Annotated in this window: 17 protein-coding genes; 6 read left to right on the top strand and 11 right to left on the bottom strand. The window is 72.2% G+C overall.

Going from position 1 to position 17,739, the window contains the following annotated elements:
* Nucleotides 1-60 precede the first annotated feature (60 nt).
* Nucleotides 61-1,365 (bottom strand): M20/M25/M40 family metallo-hydrolase, encoded by a 1,305-nt coding sequence (locus BJ964_RS36815; RefSeq protein ID WP_188124964.1) that lies wholly within the window; start codon nucleotides 1,363-1,365, stop codon nucleotides 61-63.
* Complete coding sequence (locus BJ964_RS36820) at nucleotides 1,362-2,633, bottom strand: radical SAM protein (protein WP_229806656.1); 1,272 nt, start codon at nucleotides 2,631-2,633, stop codon at nucleotides 1,362-1,364. The genes BJ964_RS36815 and BJ964_RS36820 overlap by 4 nt, the downstream gene beginning before the upstream one ends.
* 107 nt (nucleotides 2,634-2,740) lie before the next feature.
* Between BJ964_RS36820 and BJ964_RS36825 the strand changes: the two genes are divergently transcribed.
* Nucleotides 2,741-3,268: a flavin reductase family protein gene (locus BJ964_RS36825; protein ID WP_229806657.1), complete on the top strand. Its 528-nt coding sequence runs from the start codon at nucleotides 2,741-2,743 to the stop codon at nucleotides 3,266-3,268.
* 77 nt (nucleotides 3,269-3,345) lie between these two features.
* Here the strand turns inward: BJ964_RS36825 and BJ964_RS36830 are convergent, their stop codons facing one another.
* The 3 genes from BJ964_RS36830 to BJ964_RS36840 all read right to left on the bottom strand — a co-directional run bounded on the left by BJ964_RS36830 (nucleotide 3,346) and on the right by BJ964_RS36840 (nucleotide 5,731).
* Nucleotides 3,346-4,140 carry an alpha/beta fold hydrolase gene (locus BJ964_RS36830; protein WP_223149673.1) on the bottom strand — a complete coding sequence of 265 codons (795 nt, stop codon included), beginning with the start codon at nucleotides 4,138-4,140 and terminating at the stop codon, nucleotides 3,346-3,348.
* Between the two features lie 78 nt (nucleotides 4,141-4,218).
* Complete coding sequence (locus BJ964_RS36835) at nucleotides 4,219-5,112, bottom strand: serine hydrolase (RefSeq protein ID WP_307838008.1); 894 nt, start codon at nucleotides 5,110-5,112, stop codon at nucleotides 4,219-4,221.
* A gap of 172 nt (nucleotides 5,113-5,284) precedes the next feature.
* Nucleotides 5,285-5,731, bottom strand: coding sequence for an NUDIX domain-containing protein (locus tag BJ964_RS36840; protein ID WP_188124966.1), 447 nt, complete (start codon nucleotides 5,729-5,731; stop codon nucleotides 5,285-5,287).
* A 73-nt stretch (nucleotides 5,732-5,804) separates the two neighbouring features.
* Here BJ964_RS36840 and BJ964_RS47545 point away from each other — a divergent pair, with 73 nt between their 5' ends.
* Nucleotides 5,805-8,834 (top strand): serine/threonine-protein kinase, encoded by a 3,030-nt coding sequence (locus tag BJ964_RS47545; protein ID WP_229806658.1) that lies wholly within the window; start codon nucleotides 5,805-5,807, stop codon nucleotides 8,832-8,834.
* Here the strand turns inward: BJ964_RS47545 and BJ964_RS36850 are convergent.
* Nucleotides 8,831-9,508, bottom strand: coding sequence for a DUF4190 domain-containing protein (locus tag BJ964_RS36850; protein ID WP_188124967.1), 678 nt, complete (start codon nucleotides 9,506-9,508; stop codon nucleotides 8,831-8,833). The two genes, BJ964_RS47545 and BJ964_RS36850, sit on opposite strands and share 4 nt — an antisense overlap.
* A 32-nt stretch (nucleotides 9,509-9,540) precedes the next feature.
* Here BJ964_RS36850 and BJ964_RS36855 point away from each other — a divergent pair, with 32 nt between their 5' ends.
* Nucleotides 9,541-9,933 (top strand): hypothetical protein, encoded by a 393-nt coding sequence (locus tag BJ964_RS36855; protein ID WP_229806675.1) that lies wholly within the window; start codon nucleotides 9,541-9,543, stop codon nucleotides 9,931-9,933.
* Nucleotides 9,934-10,041: 108 nt separating this feature from the next.
* Nucleotides 10,042-11,025 (top strand): Hsp70 family protein, encoded by a 984-nt coding sequence (locus BJ964_RS36860; protein WP_188124969.1) that lies wholly within the window; start codon nucleotides 10,042-10,044, stop codon nucleotides 11,023-11,025.
* Between the two features lie 6 nt (nucleotides 11,026-11,031).
* On the opposite strand, the gene purU is transcribed toward BJ964_RS36860, so the two are convergent.
* Together purU and BJ964_RS36870 are read right to left on the bottom strand one after the other, a co-directional pair.
* Nucleotides 11,032-11,949 (bottom strand): formyltetrahydrofolate deformylase, encoded by a 918-nt coding sequence (gene purU, locus BJ964_RS36865; protein WP_188124970.1) that lies wholly within the window; start codon nucleotides 11,947-11,949, stop codon nucleotides 11,032-11,034.
* 186 nt (nucleotides 11,950-12,135) lie between these two features.
* Nucleotides 12,136-13,320, bottom strand: coding sequence for an RCC1 domain-containing protein (locus BJ964_RS36870; protein WP_188124971.1), 1,185 nt, complete (start codon nucleotides 13,318-13,320; stop codon nucleotides 12,136-12,138).
* Between the two features lie 309 nt (nucleotides 13,321-13,629).
* On the opposite strand from BJ964_RS36870, the gene BJ964_RS36875 reads away from it, so the two are divergent.
* The gene (locus BJ964_RS36875) at nucleotides 13,630-14,268 is read left to right on the top strand and encodes a hypothetical protein (protein WP_188124972.1); all 639 of its coding nucleotides are present in this window, start codon (nucleotides 13,630-13,632) and stop codon (nucleotides 14,266-14,268) included.
* Here BJ964_RS36875 and BJ964_RS36880 read toward each other — a convergent pair.
* The 3 genes from BJ964_RS36880 to BJ964_RS49335 are packed head-to-tail and all read right to left on the bottom strand — an operon-like array spanning nucleotide 14,259 to nucleotide 16,994.
* Entirely contained in the window at nucleotides 14,259-15,227 is a 969-nt protein-coding gene (locus tag BJ964_RS36880; protein WP_188124973.1) for an asparaginase, read from the bottom strand. The two genes, BJ964_RS36875 and BJ964_RS36880, sit on opposite strands and share 10 nt — an antisense overlap.
* 4 nt (nucleotides 15,228-15,231) lie before the next feature.
* Nucleotides 15,232-15,870, bottom strand: coding sequence for a response regulator (locus BJ964_RS36885; RefSeq protein WP_188124974.1), 639 nt, complete (start codon nucleotides 15,868-15,870; stop codon nucleotides 15,232-15,234).
* Complete coding sequence (locus BJ964_RS49335) at nucleotides 15,867-16,994, bottom strand: sensor histidine kinase (protein ID WP_188124975.1); 1,128 nt, start codon at nucleotides 16,992-16,994, stop codon at nucleotides 15,867-15,869. Before BJ964_RS49335 ends, BJ964_RS36885 begins: the two co-directional genes overlap by 4 nt.
* 91 nt (nucleotides 16,995-17,085) lie before the next feature.
* On the opposite strand from BJ964_RS49335, the gene BJ964_RS36895 reads away from it, so the two are divergent.
* On the top strand, nucleotides 17,086-17,739 hold the full coding sequence (locus BJ964_RS36895) for a GAP family protein (RefSeq protein ID WP_188124976.1): 654 nt from the start codon (nucleotides 17,086-17,088) through the stop codon (nucleotides 17,737-17,739).

Here is a 17,739-nt window from a genome sequence, read left to right on the forward strand (position 1 = left end):
CGTCTCTTGATCTTGCTGATGCAGGGTGGGACGCGGCAGCCTGTGCCTTGGTTCCCGGGGTTACAGGCGTTCGATGAGGGTGCGGTACCAGGCGATGCCCTTCAGGTAGGCGTCGACGGTGATGTGCTCGTCGTGGGTGTGGATCGACTCGCGCTGCGCCTTCGTCATCTCGAACGGCGTGAACCGGTACACCCGGTCGCTGATCCTGGTGAAGTGGCGGGCGTCGGTGGCGGCCATCATCACGTACGGCGAGGTCACCGCGTGCGGGAAGTGCTCCTCGGTGGTGGCCGCGATCAGGTCGAACGCCTCGTCCAGCGGTGAGGACGGCGACGGCTCGCCCGCGTCGACCACCCGGATCTTCACCTCCGGGTCGTCGATCACCTTGCGGACGTGCGCGATCGCCTCGGACATCGTGTCGCCGACCAGGATCCGGATGTTCACCCCGGCGGTGGCCCGGGCGGCGACCACGTTGAGCGCCGGCGAGCCGCTGAGTGTCGTGACCGCGATCGTGGTGCGGGCCATGGCCGCCGGCTCGGGCCCGGCCAGGAGCAGCAGCCGGGTCAGCAGCGCACGGCTGCGGACGGCGGCGCTCAGCGCGTACCGTATCGGGGTCTTGGCATGGGGTGCCGCCCGGCGGAAGAGTTCGACGGTGGCGTCCGGCGCGGAAGCCCGCATGGGCGACCGGTCGAGCCGGGTGATGGCCCGCGCGAGCCGGGCGGTCGGCCCCATGGGGGCCGGGGTGGAGGCGTGCCCGCCGCGGCCGTCGACGCACAGTTCGAGGGAGGTGACGCCCTTCTCGGTGACGCCGATGACCGCGATCGGCTTCTCGACGCCGGGGAAGGCGCCGTACGCGACCGCGCCGCCCTCGTCGAGCACGAACCACGGGATCACTCCGCGCCGCCGCAGCTCCTCGACGGCGAGCGGGGCCGCGTCCCCGGCGACCTCCTCGTCGCAGCCGAACGACAGCCACACGTCCTGCGCCGGGGTGTGCCCGCCGGCGAGCAGGTCCTCGACGGCCTGGCAGATCGCGGCGAGGCTGCCCTTGCAGTCGAGGGTGCCGCGGCCCCAGATGATGCCGTCCTCGACGACCGCATCGAACGGCGGATGGGTCCACTCGCCCTCGACCGGCACGACGTCGATGTGGGCCATCAGGACGACCGGCCGGTCCCTCGACGTGCCCGCCCAGTGGAAGAGCAGGCCGTGGCTGCCCACGCGCGTCAACGAAAGATGTTTGTGCAGCAGGGGGAACAGTTCACGTAAAGACGAGTGGAACGCGTCGAAGGCCTCGTGGTTCCAGGCCTCCGCATCCCGGGTGGAGACGGTCGGGATGCGGAGCAGGGCCTGGAACGATGCGATCGGTGTCACTCGGCGGGCAGGCTGTCCATGAAGGAGCTGACCGAGAAGACCGCGTTGCCGGCGCCGGGGGGACCGTAGCCGGGCGGGCTGGACAGCCCGTTGGCCTCCATGGTCGCCCTGTACGCCTCCAGGAGCCGGATGTGGTACTCCAGCGGGGCGCCCTCCGGGTTCATCTTGCCCAGCGGGGTGGTCGGCTCCGGGCACCAGGTGGTGAACCGCGGCGTGATCCCCCGGGACATGAAATATTGCAGGCCCTCGGTGGTCGACTTGATCGCCTCGTCGACGGTGGTGAAGCCGAACGGCGCGGCCATCTCGATGCCGGCCACGAAGTTCGGGATCACGTTGCGGGGCCCGAAGACCTCGGCCGAGGTGAGGATGCGGCGGTGCCACTCCTCCCGGCCGACATACCGCTCCTTACCGGGGCAGTAGCGCTCGAAGAGGTATTTGTCCCACACCTCGTAGTTCGGGTGGTAGATCCGGATGCCGTAGTCGTAGAAGCGCTGCACATCCTCCTTCGGCAGCGCCTGGGCCACGACCTTGCCGATCCACCGGCCGGGGAAGCGCTCCTCGATGGCCTGCGCGTACCGCCCGTAGAAGTCGGCCTCGGCCAGCCCGTCGACCTTGCTGGTGACACTGCCGCCGGTCAGCGTGTAGGCGTGCGACGTCTTGGCGGTGTCGTACTTGTCGATGATCGCCAGCGCCTCGAGCACCTCGTCGACCGGCTTCACACCCGTGTAGGGGCGGCCGGCCGCCTTGTGCTGGCGCCAGTTGTGGTTGATGTCGCAGTACTGGCACTCCTCCTTGGCGCCGAAGTACTGGCACACCCGGAAGACCGTCAGATAGACCAGGTAGCCCCACTGGATCGTCGGGGCGACCTCCATCACCTGCTTGCCGTTGGCGAGCGTGTGCCGGTAATAGTCCGGCATCGGCGGCAGCCCGACCTCGGCGATCTCCCGCCCGTCCAGGAACAGCTTGAGCTGCCCGTCGTCGCCCGGCTTCACCCGGTACGGCGAGGTGGGGTTGATCCGCACCGACACCACGGTGCGGCGCAGGTCGTAGGGCCCGCCGGTGAGCACGATCTCCTCCGGCGGCCGGCGCAGCGCCGCCTCACCCAGCTCGGGCAGGGTGCGGTGGTCGAACGAGAAGATGAAGTACGACTTCGGCTTCACGTCACCGTTCTCGTTGTCGGTGAGCGCCGAGTCGTCGAACGCCAGCCCGCCCCGCAACAGGTCTTCCTTGATCACCGCCTCGCGCGGCACATGCGGGAACCGCCCCATGAGATCTTCAATGAGATCCGTACGCGTCTGCATTGTTGACGTCCTCCCGCGTCGGACCGTAACACGCCAGTTGACCTCAACCGGGCTTGAGGTTCTACCGTTGCCCCGTGTCAAGTATCACGGTGCGTCCCCCGGAGTCCCAGGTCAGCGAATTGTTCCGCGCCGCCTTCCGCCGCCACGCCGCGGGGGTGGCGGTGATCACCGCCGCGGGCCCGGCCGGCCTCACCGTCTCCAGCGTGGCGTCCGTCTCAGCCGCCCCGCCCGCGCTGTCCTTCTCCGTGATGGGCTCCCGCTCCGGCCGCGCCCTCCTCGAAGCGCCCAGCCTGGTGATCAACCTGCTCGGCCCCGGGCACGCCACGCTGGCCCGCGACTTCGCCTCCTCCGGCGGCGCCCGTTTCACCCCCGGCCAGGGCTGGGCCGACCTCCCGACCGGCGAGCCCTATCTGCCGGACGCGGTCGCCGCGCTGCGCGCCACTCCCCTGCACCGCATCCCGGTCGGCGAATCCACCCTGGTCATCGCCGAGGTCGTCGCGGTCCTCCTGGGAGAACCGGACCACCCTCTCATTCATCACAACAAAGACTTCTTCATCGGTACGGGCAAACCAGCCCCCCACCACATCAACCCCGCCCCGTAGCGCACGGCGACCCGGCCGCCCCTCCAGCCCGTGCCGCCCGCGCCGGGCTGAGCTGCCCCTCCGGCCGCTGCGCGGCCTCACCCGTGCACCACCCGGTCGAGCCACTCGTGCATCAGCGCCTCGAACAGGGCCGGCTGGTCGATCTGGAGGTTGTGCCCGGCCACGTCGAGGATCGCGAAGGTGGCGCGTGGGTAGTGCGGCAGCAGCGCGACATGGTCCGCCCAGCCGACGACGTGGTCCTGCCGCCCGGTGAGGATCAGCGCCGGCCGGGTGAACGGGTCGCCGCCCTCCGGTGGGCTGCTCAGCTGCCACCGCCGCTCGACACGGGCGATCGCCTCCTGATCGCCGATGCGCAGGCCGACCATGATCTCGTCGCGGAAGCGGGCGGCCGTCTCCGGGCTCTGCACCACCGCCATCTCGGTGAAGGCGGTGGCCGTCGCCTCGTCCAGCCCGGCGACCGCGGCCGGGTCGGGCCGCAGCACCTCCGGGCCGGGCAGTGTGCGGCGGGAGCGCTGCACCTCGGTGCCGATCGGGCAGATCAGCGCCAGGCCGAGCACCTGATCACGGCGGTCCCGGGTGACGGCCCGGCTCAGATAGCCGCCGTACGACTCCCCCACCAGCAGGAACGGCTCGTCGCCGAGCACCTCGCCGATGAACTCGTGCACGGCCGCCAGCTGATCGTCGGAACCGGCCAGTGCGGGCGCCGCGGGCGAGTGGCCCATCCCTGGCAGGTCGAGGTAGATCCGCCGGTAGCCGGGCCGGCCGGCGAAGACCGGCTCCAGGCACCCGAGCATCAGCCGGTGATCGGCCGTCCACCCGTGCACGGCCACCACCGGGACCCCGGCCCCGAACTCCACATGGTTCAACGTCACCCGAGGATGCTCCCACCCGGGTACGACAACTGGCCGTCTCCGGTCCTGCGCCGACGGTCACGCCGGGCGCAAACGATCTCAGTACTTGAGGTGGGTCCGGGTCAGCTTGGCGATCTTCTCGACCAGGGTGACGCCCGCGGTCATCGTCCTGTTGTTGTGGGAGAGGACGGCGACGGACACGTCCACGGCGCCGTTCTTCGTGGTGATCCGGCCGATCGTGTTGACCGCCCACAGACCACCGTCGGCCGACCGGGTGTCCCAGCCGTTCTTGACCGTGAAGATCTCGCCCTTGCGGGCGACCGCCGGAACACCCCAGTCCTGCGCCTTGTCCACGGTGTTCATCAGGGTGAACGCGGTCTTGCGGGACGACGCGCTGAGCGGCCCCTTGGTGTCGACCAGTTCGGACAGCAGCCGCACCTGGTCGGCCGCGGTGGTCCGGGTGAGACCCCACCGGCTGTTCACGACCGTGCTCGTCAGGCCGAGCCGCTTGTTGCACCTGGTGACCGCGGTCCGCCCGCCGAGCTTGTTGTAGAGGCTGGTGGTGGCGTTGTTGTCGCTGAGCCGGATCATCGGCTTGGCCAGCGCCATCTCGGCCGACGTGGGCTTGCGGCCGGCGTCCTGGGCCTTGAGCAGCATGCAGGTGAGGATCTGCACCTTGACGATGCTGGCCGTGTCGAACCTGACCTTGCCCCGGTAGTAATAGGACCGGCCGGTCTTGCGGTCGAGGACCGCCACCGAGAAGTCGGGGGTGGCGCCGGCCAGCTTCTTCAGCGCGGCGTCCAGCTGCTTGACCTGTTTCGCCCGGTCGGCGGCCGCGAGTTCGGCCACGGTCGGCGTGGGCATCGGCATCACGACCGCCACGGTCGTCGTCGCCGGTTCCGCCCCGCTGTCCGTCCGGGTCACGTCAAGGCCGCCGCCGCCCACGACCGCGGCCACAGTCACTCCCAGGATCACGAATCGGGTGAACGCCACGGCGGACACTCTATCGACCGGGCCCGCCCGCCGGCGGGAACTCACCGGTCCGGCGGCCGGCCCTGACCGAAACCGCCCACTCACGCCCGGCGGGCGCGGCACGGTCCGGACCCGCGCCGGCTCGCGGAAATTCACGATCGGGTACGCGTAGCGCGTACGAAATCGTGGTTTGTCACCAGCCGCTGAGCCGCAGCGGCGCCGCCGAACGCCAGCCCTCGACGCAGGCCGCGGAATAGGGGTAGGTCTCGGGTGGGAGGGCGTCCCAGCGGAACCAGGCGATTCGCGCGCATTTGTGGGGTTCGGCGTTGACCGGGCGGCCGTGGCGTTCGGGCGTGAACGTGACCGCGAAGGCCAGGCCGATGCGGGCGTGCCCGGACGGGGTCCGATGGTGGACGGTGGTGACGAGCCGGGGTTCGTCGGGGGTGAGGCGCAGGCCGATCTCCTCGGCGGTCTCCCGGCGTACGGCGGTCAGGGCGCTCTCGCCGTGTTCCATCTTGCCGCTGGGCAGGTTCCACCGGCCGTCGGCGTAGCCGGTGCCGGAGCGCAGTGCCAGCAGGACGCGGTCGCCGTCGGCGAGGATCAGCAGGACGTCGACCGGGTGCAGCGGCGAGGCGGCCATCGCTCCAGGTTAGGCGGTCGGCGTTGACTCCGGGGGCGGTGGCTGCCGAGACTTCTGGTATGAGGGCAGACGCGTGCCGGTGACCCCGCTGGTGGCCGGCGACCCGGCCCGGCTCGGCGACGTCGTGCTGCTCGGGCGGCTCGGGTCGGGTGGCATGGGGACCGTCTACCTGGGACGGGATCCGGACGGGCGGCAGGTCGCGGTCAAGGTGGTGCGGCCCGAGGTGTCGGCGGATCCGAGGTTTCTGGCCCGGTTCCGCAGCGAGGTGAAACGGGCCCGGCAGGTGCCGCCGTTCTGCACGGCCGCGGTGCTGCACTCGGATCTGGAACACGATCCGCCCTATCTGGTGGTCGAGTTCGTGGACGGGCCGAGCCTGGCCGAGGTGGTCCGGGACCGCGGCGCGCTGACCCCCACCGATCTGTACGCGGTGGCCGTCGGCGTGGCCACCGCGCTGGTCGCCATCCACGGCGCGGGCGTCGTGCACCGGGATCTGAAGCCGGCCAACGTACTGCTCGCCGTCGGCCTGCCCAAGGTGATCGACTTCGGGATCGCACGGGGCGAGGACCTGAGCGCGGATCTGACCGGTCCGGATCAGGTGGTCGGGACGATCGGCTATCTGGCGCCGGAGTGCCTGGACACCGGTGATCGCGGACGGGTCGGTCCGGCCGCCGACGTGTGGGCGTGGGGTGTGCTGGTCGGGTACGCGGCGACCGGCCGGACCCCGTTCGACGGGGACTCGCCGCTGGCCACGATCGGCCGGATCCTCACCCAGCCGCCGGTGCTGGACGGACTGACCGGTCCGCTGCGGCACCTGGTCGAGCGGGCGCTCGCCAAGGACCCGGAGCGGCGGCCCGCCGCCCACGAGCTGCTGGACGCGCTGCTGACCGCCGGGCGGCCGGGGCCGGACATGACGCCGGAACTGCGGAAGGTGGCGCTGGCCGCGCAGGCCGCCGGGCGCCCGGCCCGCCGGTGGATCGCCTGGTCGCTGGCGGCCGGCCTGGTCACCGCGCTGGTGGCCGGGTCGGGGGTGGCGCTGGCCCGCTCCTACGACCGGGCCGAACGGCAGGACCGGGCGCTGGTGCAGCGGGACCTGCTGAACCGGTCGGCGGAGGTGCTGGACACCGATCCGGGGCTGGCCGTACGGCTGGCGGTCAGCGCGGAGGCGATCAGCCCGTCGGCGCGCGGCCGGGCGGCCGTGACCCGGGCGCTGGCCACCGGCTACGACGGCGAGGTGGGCAGGTCGGCGGTCTACACGGTGGAGTACCGGCCGGACGGGGCGATGGTCGCGACCGGCGGCACCGACCGGGTGGACCTGTGGACGGTCGCCGATCACCGGTTCACCCCGGCCGCGTCGCTGCCGGCCGACGGTGGGGAGACCACCGATCTGTCGTTCAGCCCGGACGGCAAGCTGCTGGCCACGGCCGGTGGGAAGCTGCGGATCTGGGACGTGGCCGGTGCCCGGGTGCTGTCCGAGATTCCGGGCGGGGCCTGGGACAGCGTGCAGTTCAGTGGGGACGGTAAACGGCTGCTGACCGCCTCCGACCGGATCGAGCTGTGGGATGTGCGGGAGCCGGCACGGCCGCGGGCGGTGTGGCGGATGGACGCGGGCGCGGTCACCCGGGGCGGGGCACGCCTCCGCCCGGACGGGAAGGTGCTCGCGGCGGTCGCGGCCGGGGAACTGCTGACCGTCTGGTCGACGCCGCCGGACGGGCCGGCCCGGCAGATCGCGGTGATCGAGGACGCGAACGCGGTCCTGCATCTGGCGTTCAGCCCGGACGGCAGGACCCTGGCGGTGGCGACGGTCACCGACGGGATCCGGTTCTACGACGTGGGCGATCCGGCGCGGCCCCGCTATCTCGGTGCGCTCGGCGAGGAGGACGAGCCGCCCACGGCGATGGCGTTCGACCGGACCGGGACGGTGCTCGCCGTCGGGAACGGCGAACGCACCGTCGCCCTGTGGAGTGTGGCCCGGCCCGGGCAGGCGGCGCCGATCCGGATGCTGCGCCGCGACGGCGGCTGGGCGTCGTCGATCGACTTCGCGCCGGACGGCAGCCGGGTGCTGACCGCCGGATGGGAGGGGGCACGGACGTCGGCGGCGCTGTGGCGGCTGGACCCGCTCACCCCGCCACGGCTGGCCGGCCTGCCCGGCGAGGTGGACCGGTTCCGGCAGGTCACCGTCGCCGCGGACGGGGTGGTGGCGGTGTCCACGGCGGCGCGGACCACCTTCCTGGACGTACGGGATCCGGCCCACCCGGCGCAGGCGCGGGCCCCACTCGCGGTGCGCGGGGCGTCCCGGCTGCGGCTCGGGCACGACGGGACACTCGTGCTGACCGGCGGTGCGGTGATCGACCTGTCCGGAGAGAAGCCGCGGGTGCTGCTCGACGGGGTGCTCCCGGTGCTCGACCTCGATCCGGAACGGGGGCTGGCCGCCGTGCTGGACCGGGGGTCGCGGGTGCTGATCTACCGGGTGACGCCCGGCCCGGAACTCCTCGGGGCCGTTCCCGCGTCACCGAACGCGGTGGCGGTGTTCGATCCGCGTACCGGGGCGCTGGTCGTGGCCGACGACAACGGCGGCACCGAGTCGGCACTGACCATCTGGGACCTGACCGACCCGGCCGGTCCACGGCGGACGGCGTCGCTCGGCGGGCAGGGCGGCTTCCTCCAGGTCACCGCCCGCGACGGGCTGGTCGTGGGGGTGCACCGCGACGTACTGACCTGGTCGTCACGGGGCGGCGTGCCGGTGATGCGGTCCACCCCGCGCGAACGTACGCCGGGCGCCATGGTGACCACGCTGTCGCTCAGCGAGGACCGGTCGCTGCTGGCTCTCACCTCCTCCTCCGGCACCGAGCTGTGGGCGCTGCCGGAAGAGGAGGATCCGCTGCTGGTGGCGGTGCTGCCGGGCGCGCACACCGGGTCGGCGTTCAGCCCGGTCCGGCCGCAGCTGGTGGCCGCCGACGTGGACGGCATCCAGATCTTCGACCTGGCCGGGCTGCGGGCGGTGCTCACCGATCCGCTGGCGGCCGCGTGCGACCGGGCGGGCGGCCTCAGCCCCGCCGAGTGGCCGGCGCACGTGCCGTCCCTGCCGTACGAACCGGCCTGTTAGCGTTTGAGCGAGCCGGTGGTGGTGCCGGTCAGCTGGTGGGCGAAGCACAGCACGGTCGGGTCGTCCGTCGTGCCGAGTTCGGCCATCCGGGCGGTGAAGAGGAAGAATTTCGCGTCCTCCGGCACCTTCTGGCCGGTGTAGGTCTCGTACGCCTTCTCGCATCCGGCCTCGGCGGCCGCCTCCGGGTCGGTGACGCCGGTGGCCGGCAGGTCGAAGACGGCGATCACCTCGCTGCTGTGCGGCGAGGAGCAGGGCAGCACGTCGACGGAGGTGCCGGTCTGCTCCTCGAGGTCCTTGGCGCAGTCGCCGGCGCGCAGGTCGCTGAGCGAGATGGAGCGTTCGCCGCGGATGACGCCGGCCGCGTCCCGGTCGGGCCCGTCGGCGATGTCACGGGCTACGGCGACACCGATGGCGACGGCGAAGACGAGAATCCACAGCCCGGTGATGCTCAGCGCGATGATCGCGAAGACCTTGCCCCGCTTGTCGCCGTTGCGGCGGCTCTGGTTGAGGCCGACGATGCCGAAGACGATGGTGAAGATCCCGAAGCAGCCGAGGAGCGACATGGTGAGCGCGGCGATGGAGAAGCCGTTGGTCTTGCCGTTCCACTGCGGTCCGGGTGGCGGCGGCGGGGGCGCGTATCCGAACTGTGCCGGGGGATGACTCTGTTGATCCACCCGGGCACTCTACAGTCTTCGATATGTTCCGGATCTTGGTGCCGCGCTCGGTCGCGGGGTGGACGATCGCCGTCTTCGGGGTGATGGCCGTGTTCTTCGGTGTGGCCGGGTTGATCTCACCGGAGACGGTGGCGGCCGGCGCCGGTTTCGACACTGTGGACGGCGCGGGCCGCACCTTCGCGACGGCGTCGTCGATGGCGTCGCTGAACATGGGCGTCTACTACCTGGTGGCGACGGCGACCGAGTGGCGGCCGTTCTTCATGTTCACGGTGCCGTTCCGGTTGCTCACGTTCACGGTGTTCACCGGCCTGGTGGTGACCGAGGTGGCGCCGGCGGCGTTCTTCGGGGTGGCGGCGTGGGAGGCGGTCGGCGCGGTCGCCACCGGCCTGGGGTTGTGGTTCGACGCGCGGCGCCGCAGTTCATAAGTGAACAAACTATTGCTGAGCAGTGACGAAAGAGTCGATCTCTCAGCATCTGGGGAAAAATCCGGACCGAGGCCGTGAAACGTCAGTCCATTTGGGACACTTCCCGGCATGGCCGCGACAGATCTTCACCTCGTCGTCGACATCGGCGCCTGGTGGATCACCGCGGTGTTCGAGTCGGCCGGCACGGTCCAGCCACTGGTCGTCGACGGCCGCGGCCGCTCCCCCAGCGGGGTCTTCCATGACGGCCAGGCGTTCACGGCCGGCACCGCGGCGCTGACCGCCGGCGCCTTCCGCCCGGACGGCTACCGGCCCGACCCGATGACCCTGCTACGGCACGGTGGCACCTCGGACCCGAGTTTCGACCCGGTGACCGCCGTGGCCGCGGTCCTGGCCCACGTCGCCGACCACGCCGCCGGCCGGATCACCGCCCTCACCGTGGTGACCGCCCAGTCCTGGGGTCAGCCGGCCCTGCAACGGCTGTCCCGGGCCGCGGCCACGGCACGCCTGCCCCGACCACGGGTGACCACCGCGGGCGCCGCCCTCGCCGCCCTGGCCGGCACCCGGGTCGTGCTGGTCGCCCTCACCGGCACGGCCTGGCCGGAGCTGTCCGTGCTGGCCGCGGCCGACGACGGCTACCGGCAGCTGGCCGCCGCCCCGGTCCGCGCCCCCGGCGCCCCGGCCGTCGACGAGGCGCTCCTGCGGATCGCCGCGGCCCGCGCCGGCTTCGAGGCCGACCCCGACGACTGGCGGCTCACGCGCGAGATCGAGCAGACCCGGGCCCTGCTGGCGGTGCAGCCGCGGGCGCCGATGCTGCTGCCCGAACCGCATGAGGCGATCGTGCTGTCCCGCGACGACCTGGCCATCGCGGTCGCCGCCCACGTGGACCGGCTGCCCGAGGTGATCAAGCAGGTGCTGGCCGACGCCGAGGTCACCCCGGCCGAGGTCGGCGCCGTGGTGCTGGCCGGTGAGGAGACCGGGCTGGCGACCGCCCTGCGCGGGGCCGGCCTGCCCGCGCCGATCACCGTCATCGACCCGCACGCCGCCGTCCGCGGCGCCGCCCAGACGCCACGCCGCCCCTGGTGGCGACGGTAGAACCGGCTACTGGAAGACGATGGTGTGGTTGCCGTGCCGGATGACCCGGTCCTCGGCGTGCCACAGCACCGCCCGCGACAGCACGTCCCGCTCCACGTCCGCACCCCGGCGGCGCAGCTCGGCGACGGTGTGCGCGTGGTTCACCCGGACCACGTCCTGCTCGATGATCGGGCCCTCGTCGAGGTCCGCGGTCACGTAGTGCGCGGTCGCCCCGACCAGCTTGACGCCACGGTGCGCGGCCTTCGCGTACGGGTCGGCGCCGATGAACGCCGGCAGGAAGCTGTGGTGGATGTTGATGATCGGCACGCCGACCCGCTCGATGAAGCCGGCGGACAGGATCTGCATGTAGCGGGCCAGCACGATGAAGTCGACGTTGCCGGTGAGCAGCTGGAGGTGCTGCGCCTCGGCGGCCGACTTGTCCGCGCCCTGCGACGGCACGTGGAAGAACGGGATGCCGAACGAGCGGACCTCGTCGGCCGAGTGCGCGTGGTTCGAGATCACCATCGCGATGTTGATCGGCAGCTCGCCGCGCCGGTGCCGCCACAGCAGGTCGAGCAGGCAGTGGTCGGTCTTGGAGGCGAAGATCGCCACCCGCTTCGGCGCCGACAGGTCGCGCAACGTGTACTCCAGCTCGAACCCGCCGGCCAGCTCGGCACGCAGGTCCGCCTCGATCGCCGGGAGCGCCGCCTTGAGGTCGGCGCGCCCGAAGACGGTCCGCTGGAAGAACGCCCCACCGTGCGGATTGTCCGAGTACTGGTCCAGCGAGACGATGTTCGCCCCGTGCCGCCCGAGCACCGCGCTGATCGCCGCCACGATGCCGGTCCGGTCCCGTCCGTGCACGATCAGCACGGCCTGGTCGGCGGTCTGCGGCAGCTCCGCCCGCGGGTGGATGTGCGGCGCGGGAGCGTGCTGGGTCAGCGTCACGTCGAGGCGTCCTTCCTCAGGGTCGTCGGGCCGGCGGCCACGGCCACCGAAGTCTAGAAACCTATCCCGATCTTGCCGACCCCTATCCCATCAGGGCGGCGCCACGAGGTGCGGGTCACCCGAGAAGACCCATTTCCGGTACGGACGTGCCGAGTTCCGCCTGTTCGCACCGGGCCGGCTGCCGGGTCACGGCCGCGACGCGGCCGCCGGGCTTTCCGGGGTGGTCACCGCCGTCGGAACCAACCGGTACGCGTTGGTGCCGTCACCCAGCCGGCCGGCCAGCCCCTCGCCCCAGCAGTAGACCCGGACTCCGCCGACCAGCCCGCACGTGTGGCTCTCCCCGGCGGTGAGCTGGGTGAACACGACCCCGGTAGGGGTCTTCACCGCGACCGGCACCGCCCGGTTCGCCCGGCCGCCGTAGCCCAGTTCACCGGACCCGCCCTGACCCCAGCAGTAGGTCCTGGCGTCGCTGCCCAGCCCGCAGGTGTGCCCGCTGCCGGCGGCGAGCCGCACGAATCTCACCCCGGCGGGGGACTTCACCGGCACCGGCCGGGACCGGTTCACCGTCCCACCGTCACCGAGTTCACCGGACGTACCCTGGCCCCAGCAGTAGGTCTTGGCGTCGCTGCCCAGCGCGCACGTGTGATAGCGGCCGGCGGCGACCCAGGTGAGACGCACCCCGGCAGGGGCCGGCACCGCCACCGGGCGCGACCGGTTCACCGTCCCGCCGTCGCCCAGCTGACCGTAGACGCCGTTGCCCCAGCAGTAGACCCGGCCGTCACCGGCCGCCCCACAGGTGTGTACGCCACCGGCGCTGAGCTGCGTGAACCGGGCCGGGGCCGGCACCACCCCGGGCACCGACCGCCGGCCGAGCGCCCCGTCGCCCAGCTGGCCGTACTCGCCGTTGCCCCAGCAGTAGGCCCGGCCGTCGCCGCTCAGGCCGCACGTGTGGTCGTCACCGGCCGTGAGCTGAACGAAAACCGGTCCTTTCACCGCCGTCGGGGCCCGCCGGTCCGCGGTGGCGCCGTCACCCAGCTGGCCGAGCCGGCCGTCGCCCCAGCAGTAGGCCCGGGAGTTGCGGGCCAGCGCGCACGTGTGCCCGTCACCGGCGGTGATCTGGCGGAACAGGACCCCGGCCGGCGTCCGCACGGCGATCGGGCGCGACCGGTTCGCGGTGCCGCTGCTGCCCAGCTGACCCTCGTAGTTGTAGCCCCAGCAGTAGGCCCGGCCGGCGCCGTCCACCACGCACGTATGGGCGTTCCCCGCGGCCAGCCGGACGGCGGGCTCCCCCTGTCGCAGGCCGGTGGCCGATCCCGCCGTCACCGTCAGCATCATCAGGGTCCCGATCAGGGCCATGGTCGTCGTCAGCACAGGATCGACCCGATCACGACCCGCGGCTCCCCGACCGGCACCCGAAGAACTTCCACCTGTGTGGGTGCCTCTCGTAGGGTTCCGGGGTGCCCCGAACCTCACCGCCACGCCCACCGATCCCACCCGCAGAGACGGCCGTGGCCGGACCCGGCCTGGAGTCCGAGGGCCCGGATCTGATCAGGCCGGTGTCGTGGATGGCCCGGCCGCCGGCACCGTCGCGCCGTTATCGACCCGTGACCCGGGATCGCGAACCGGGTCGCCGGTGGGGGCATCGCATCTCATGACGAACAGACAGAGAGGTTGACGGAGATGCGCCGCACGATCCTGATTATCGCGACCGCCGCCGGTGTCGCCGCTGCCGCCGGTTGCGCCGGCTCACCGCAGCGGTTGGACGGTCAGGCCTCGCCGGCGGGCGCGGCCACCCCGGCACCGCCCTCCGCCACCACGGCGGCCCCGGCGGCCTCCCCGAGCGCCACGCCGTCGTCGGCGTCGCCGAAACCGTCGAAGACCTCCCGTACGCCCACGACGGCGGTGCTCGGTCCCACCGGGTTCGGCAAGCTGAGCATCGGCATGTCGATCAAGGCGGCCGCGGCCACCGGCGAGGTGGACGCCACCGGAACCGGCTGCGGCTCGGCGCCCTTGAAGTCGGCGAACGACGCGGACGTCACCGTCGTCTACTCGGACAGGGGCCTGCTCTACATCCCCGCCTACGGACGCGTCGCCACCCCCGAGGGCATTCGCATCGGCAGCACGTACGCGCAGGTGGACCGGGCCTACTCCGACTTCATTCTGCGCGCTATCGACGCCGAGGGCGGCTTCAACGGCAGCGGGACCGCCTTCGCCGGGGAGAAGGACGGGCACGAGGGCGTCCACTACCGGTTCGCCTTCAAGGACAGCAAGGTCGTCGAGCTGGCTCTCGAACACGACGACCAGAACTGCTACGAGTGAGCGAAGGCCGCCGGGATGTCGGGGTGGCCGGCGGTGAGCAGGAGTTGCAGGAGGAGCCGGGCCTTGTACGGGTCGAGGAACCCGGCCGGGATCAGCCCACGGGCGATCAGGTCGCGTTCCGCGCCGGGGTAACCGTAGGTGCTGGTCGCGACCCGGCCGCCGCCGGTGCGGGAGGCCAGGACCACGGGGATGCGGCGGGCGGCCGCTTCCAGGTGGGGCACCCAGGACTCGGGCACGTGCCCGACCCCGAGCGCGGCGATCACCAGCCCGTCGGAGCGTTCGGCGAGCAGCGGCAGCAGGTTGCCGTCGTCGCCGAGTGTGGCCGTGCAGAGGGTGACCCGGGCGGGTGCGGCGAGCGACTCGACCGGCACGGTGTGGCGGCGGGCCGGACGGTTGAGCAGGTGGGCACGGCCCTCGGCCAGGTAGCCGAGAGGGCCGCCGTTCGGGGAGGCGAACGTCGCGACGCTGGTGGTGTGGGTCTTGCGAACCCGGTCGGCGGCGTGGATCTCGTCGGCGAACACGACCAGGCAGCCGAGACCGCGCGCGCCCGGGTCGGCCGCCACCCGGACGGCGGCCAGCAGGTTGGCGGGACCGTCCGCGCCGGCCAGGGTCGGGTTGCGCATCGCTCCGGTGACGACGATCGGTTCGTCGCCGGTGTGGAGAAGGCTCAGCGCGTACGCCGTCTCCTCGATCGTGTCCGTGCCCTGGGTGACCACCGCTGCGGCCGCACCGGATGCGAAGCTCTCCCGGAGCAGTGAGAGAAGCTCGCCGAGGTCGCCGAGCGTCAGCGCGGCGCCCGGCCGGTTGCGGAACGACCGCACGTCCAGCTCGATGCCGGTCCCCGACAGTCCCGGCACGGCCTCGACCAGCTCGGACGCGGAGAGCGTGGGGGCCACTCCCCCATCCCGGTGCCCGGTCATCGCGATGGTCCCGCCGAGCCCCGCAACCATGATCCGCATCCGGTCAGGATATTCCGGCCTCCTTGGCGAGGATTGCGGCCTGTACGCGGGACGTGCAGCCGAGTTTCGCCAGGACGCGGGAGACGTGGGTCTTGGCGGTGGCCTCGGTGATGGCCAGTTCTCCTGCGAGGTCGGCGTTGGACAGCCCGCGCCCGAGGGCGGCCAGGACGTCGCGTTCCCGGTCGGTGAGGTGGTCGAGGGCTGCCGGGGCGGTGTTCGGCGCCGGGGTTTCGGCGAAGGCGCTGAGCAGGCGGCGGGTCACCTCCGGCGCGAGGATGCCGTCGCCGGCGGCGATGCGGCGGACGGCGTCGATCAGGGTGGCCGGTTCGACGGATTTGAGGAGGAAGCCGGCGGCCCCGGCGCGGAGCGCGCCGAACAGGTATTCGTCCAGGTCGAAGGTGGTCAGGACGAGGACGTCGGCGTGCCCGGCCGCGGTGATCTCGCGGGTGGCCCGGATGCCGTCGGTGCCGGGCATGCGGATGTCCATGAGCACCACGTCGGGCCGGAGCGCGGACGCCTGCCGGACGGCCACGGCCCCGTCGGCGGCCTCCCCGACGATCTCGATGTCGGTGGCTGTCTCCAGCATGAGCCGCATGCCGGCCCGTACGGTGGCGTGGTCGTCGGCCAGCAGCACCCGGATCATGTGTCTCCCCGTAGCGGCAGGGTGGCCCGGACCCGCCAGTGGTCACCGTCGCGGGCGGCGGTCAGGTCGCCGCCGAGCAGGGTGGCCCGTTCGCGGATCGAAACCAGCCCGGTGCCGGCGCTCAGCGCGTGGTGGTCGACACCGTTCCCGCTGGTCAGCGTGTTGGTGACGGTGACCGTCAGCCGGTCGCCGTCGGGTCGCACGTCGAGGGTCACCGGCGATCCGGGGGCGTGTTTGCCGGCGTTGGTGAGCGCTTCCCCGACGATCCGGTAGACGGTCTGCGCCACCACGGCGGGCACCTGCGGGACGCCGGCGATGTGGGTCTCGACGTGCGGGCCCGCGGCGGCGACCAGGTCCGGCAGCCGGTCGAGGCCGCCGGGCAGGGCCGGGTCGCGGGGCGCCGGGTCGTCGGCGCGCAGCAGCAGGATCATCGAGCGCATCTCCTCGAGGGCGGCCAGGCTGCTGGCGCGTACGGCCTGGAGCGCGGCCCGGTCCCGGTCGGTGTCGGGCGGCCGGGCCAGCGCCGCCCCGGAGTGCATGGCCGTGGTGGTGAGGTGGGCGGCGATGACGTCGTGCAGGTCGCGGGCCATGGCGGCGCGTTCGGCGACGACCGCCTCGCGGGCCGCGAGTTCCCCGAGCCGCCGCTGCTGGCGGATGTTCCCGGCCCACCACAGTGGCACGAGCAGCAGCGTCACCAGCTGGAAGCAGATGAAGACGGCGACCCGGAACTCCCCGGAGGCGAGCCCGCCGACGACGGTCGCCGTGCCGGTGATCACGAACACGGCGGTGGTGAGGGCGTTGCGGGCCCGGTCGGAGGCGAACAGCCCGGCCGAGAACAGCAGGTCGAACAGTACGAGGATGACCGCGACACTGCCGCCGAGGAGCGCGTCCACGCCGAGGATCACGGTTCCCGCGCCGAGGGCGAGCATCGGGTGGCGGCGTTTGCCGAGCATGACGAGGCAGCCGGCGAACAGGGTGACGTGGTGCCACACCGGGGAGAAGTCGGTCGGGATCCGCCACAGGCCGGTGAGGCCGACCAGGTTCAGCACCACGCCGGCCGCGAAGGTGGCCGCCGCGGTGACACGGTCCTGGAAACGCATGTCCTCGCGCCACCGTTCCGTCACCCGCACGATCCCATCCCATCACGGCGGCTGACGATGTCCGTACATCCTTCGACGGACGCGCGCCCGGGCTTCCTGATCGAAAGTCAGAGGCATGGATCTCGCGTCACTGGCCGTGCTCGCTCTCATCGACTCCACCAGCTTCGGCACCCTGCTGATCCCGATCTGGTTCCTGATCCAGCCGGGGCCGGTACGCGCCGGCCGGGTCCTGCTCTTCCTGGGTACGGTGGCGCTGTTCTACTTCGGCATCGGGGTGGCGGCCGCGCTGGGCGCCGACCGGTTCCTGCCGCAGCTGACCCGGCTGCTGGACAGCCGCCCGGTGCTGTGGGTACTGCTGGCGATCGGTGTCGGCATGTTCTTCTACAGCTTCCGGATGGACGGCCGGAAGAAGCCGCTGCCCACTCCCCCACTGGAGGGGAGCCTGCTGCCGCTGGCCGGGCTGGCGCTGGCGGCCGCCGCCGCCGAGGTGACGACGATGCTGCCGTACATCGCGGCGATCGGCCTGATCACCACCTCGTCGATGAACGCCGCGCAGATCACGCTGACGATGGCCGGCTACTGCCTCGTGATGATCACTCCGGCGATCGCGCTGCTGGGATTGCGCCTGGCCACCGGTAAGCGGCTCCTGCCGGTGCTGACCAGGTTCAGTGAGTGGCTGGCCAGCAGCGACATGATGGGCTGGGTGGTCGGGATCGTGGGTTTCCTGCTGGCCCGGTACGCGGCCGCCGGGCTTCATCTGATCGGCTGA

The sequence above is a fragment of the Actinoplanes lobatus genome, from assembly GCF_014205215.1.
GTDB lineage: Bacteria > Actinomycetota > Actinomycetes > Mycobacteriales > Micromonosporaceae > Actinoplanes > Actinoplanes lobatus.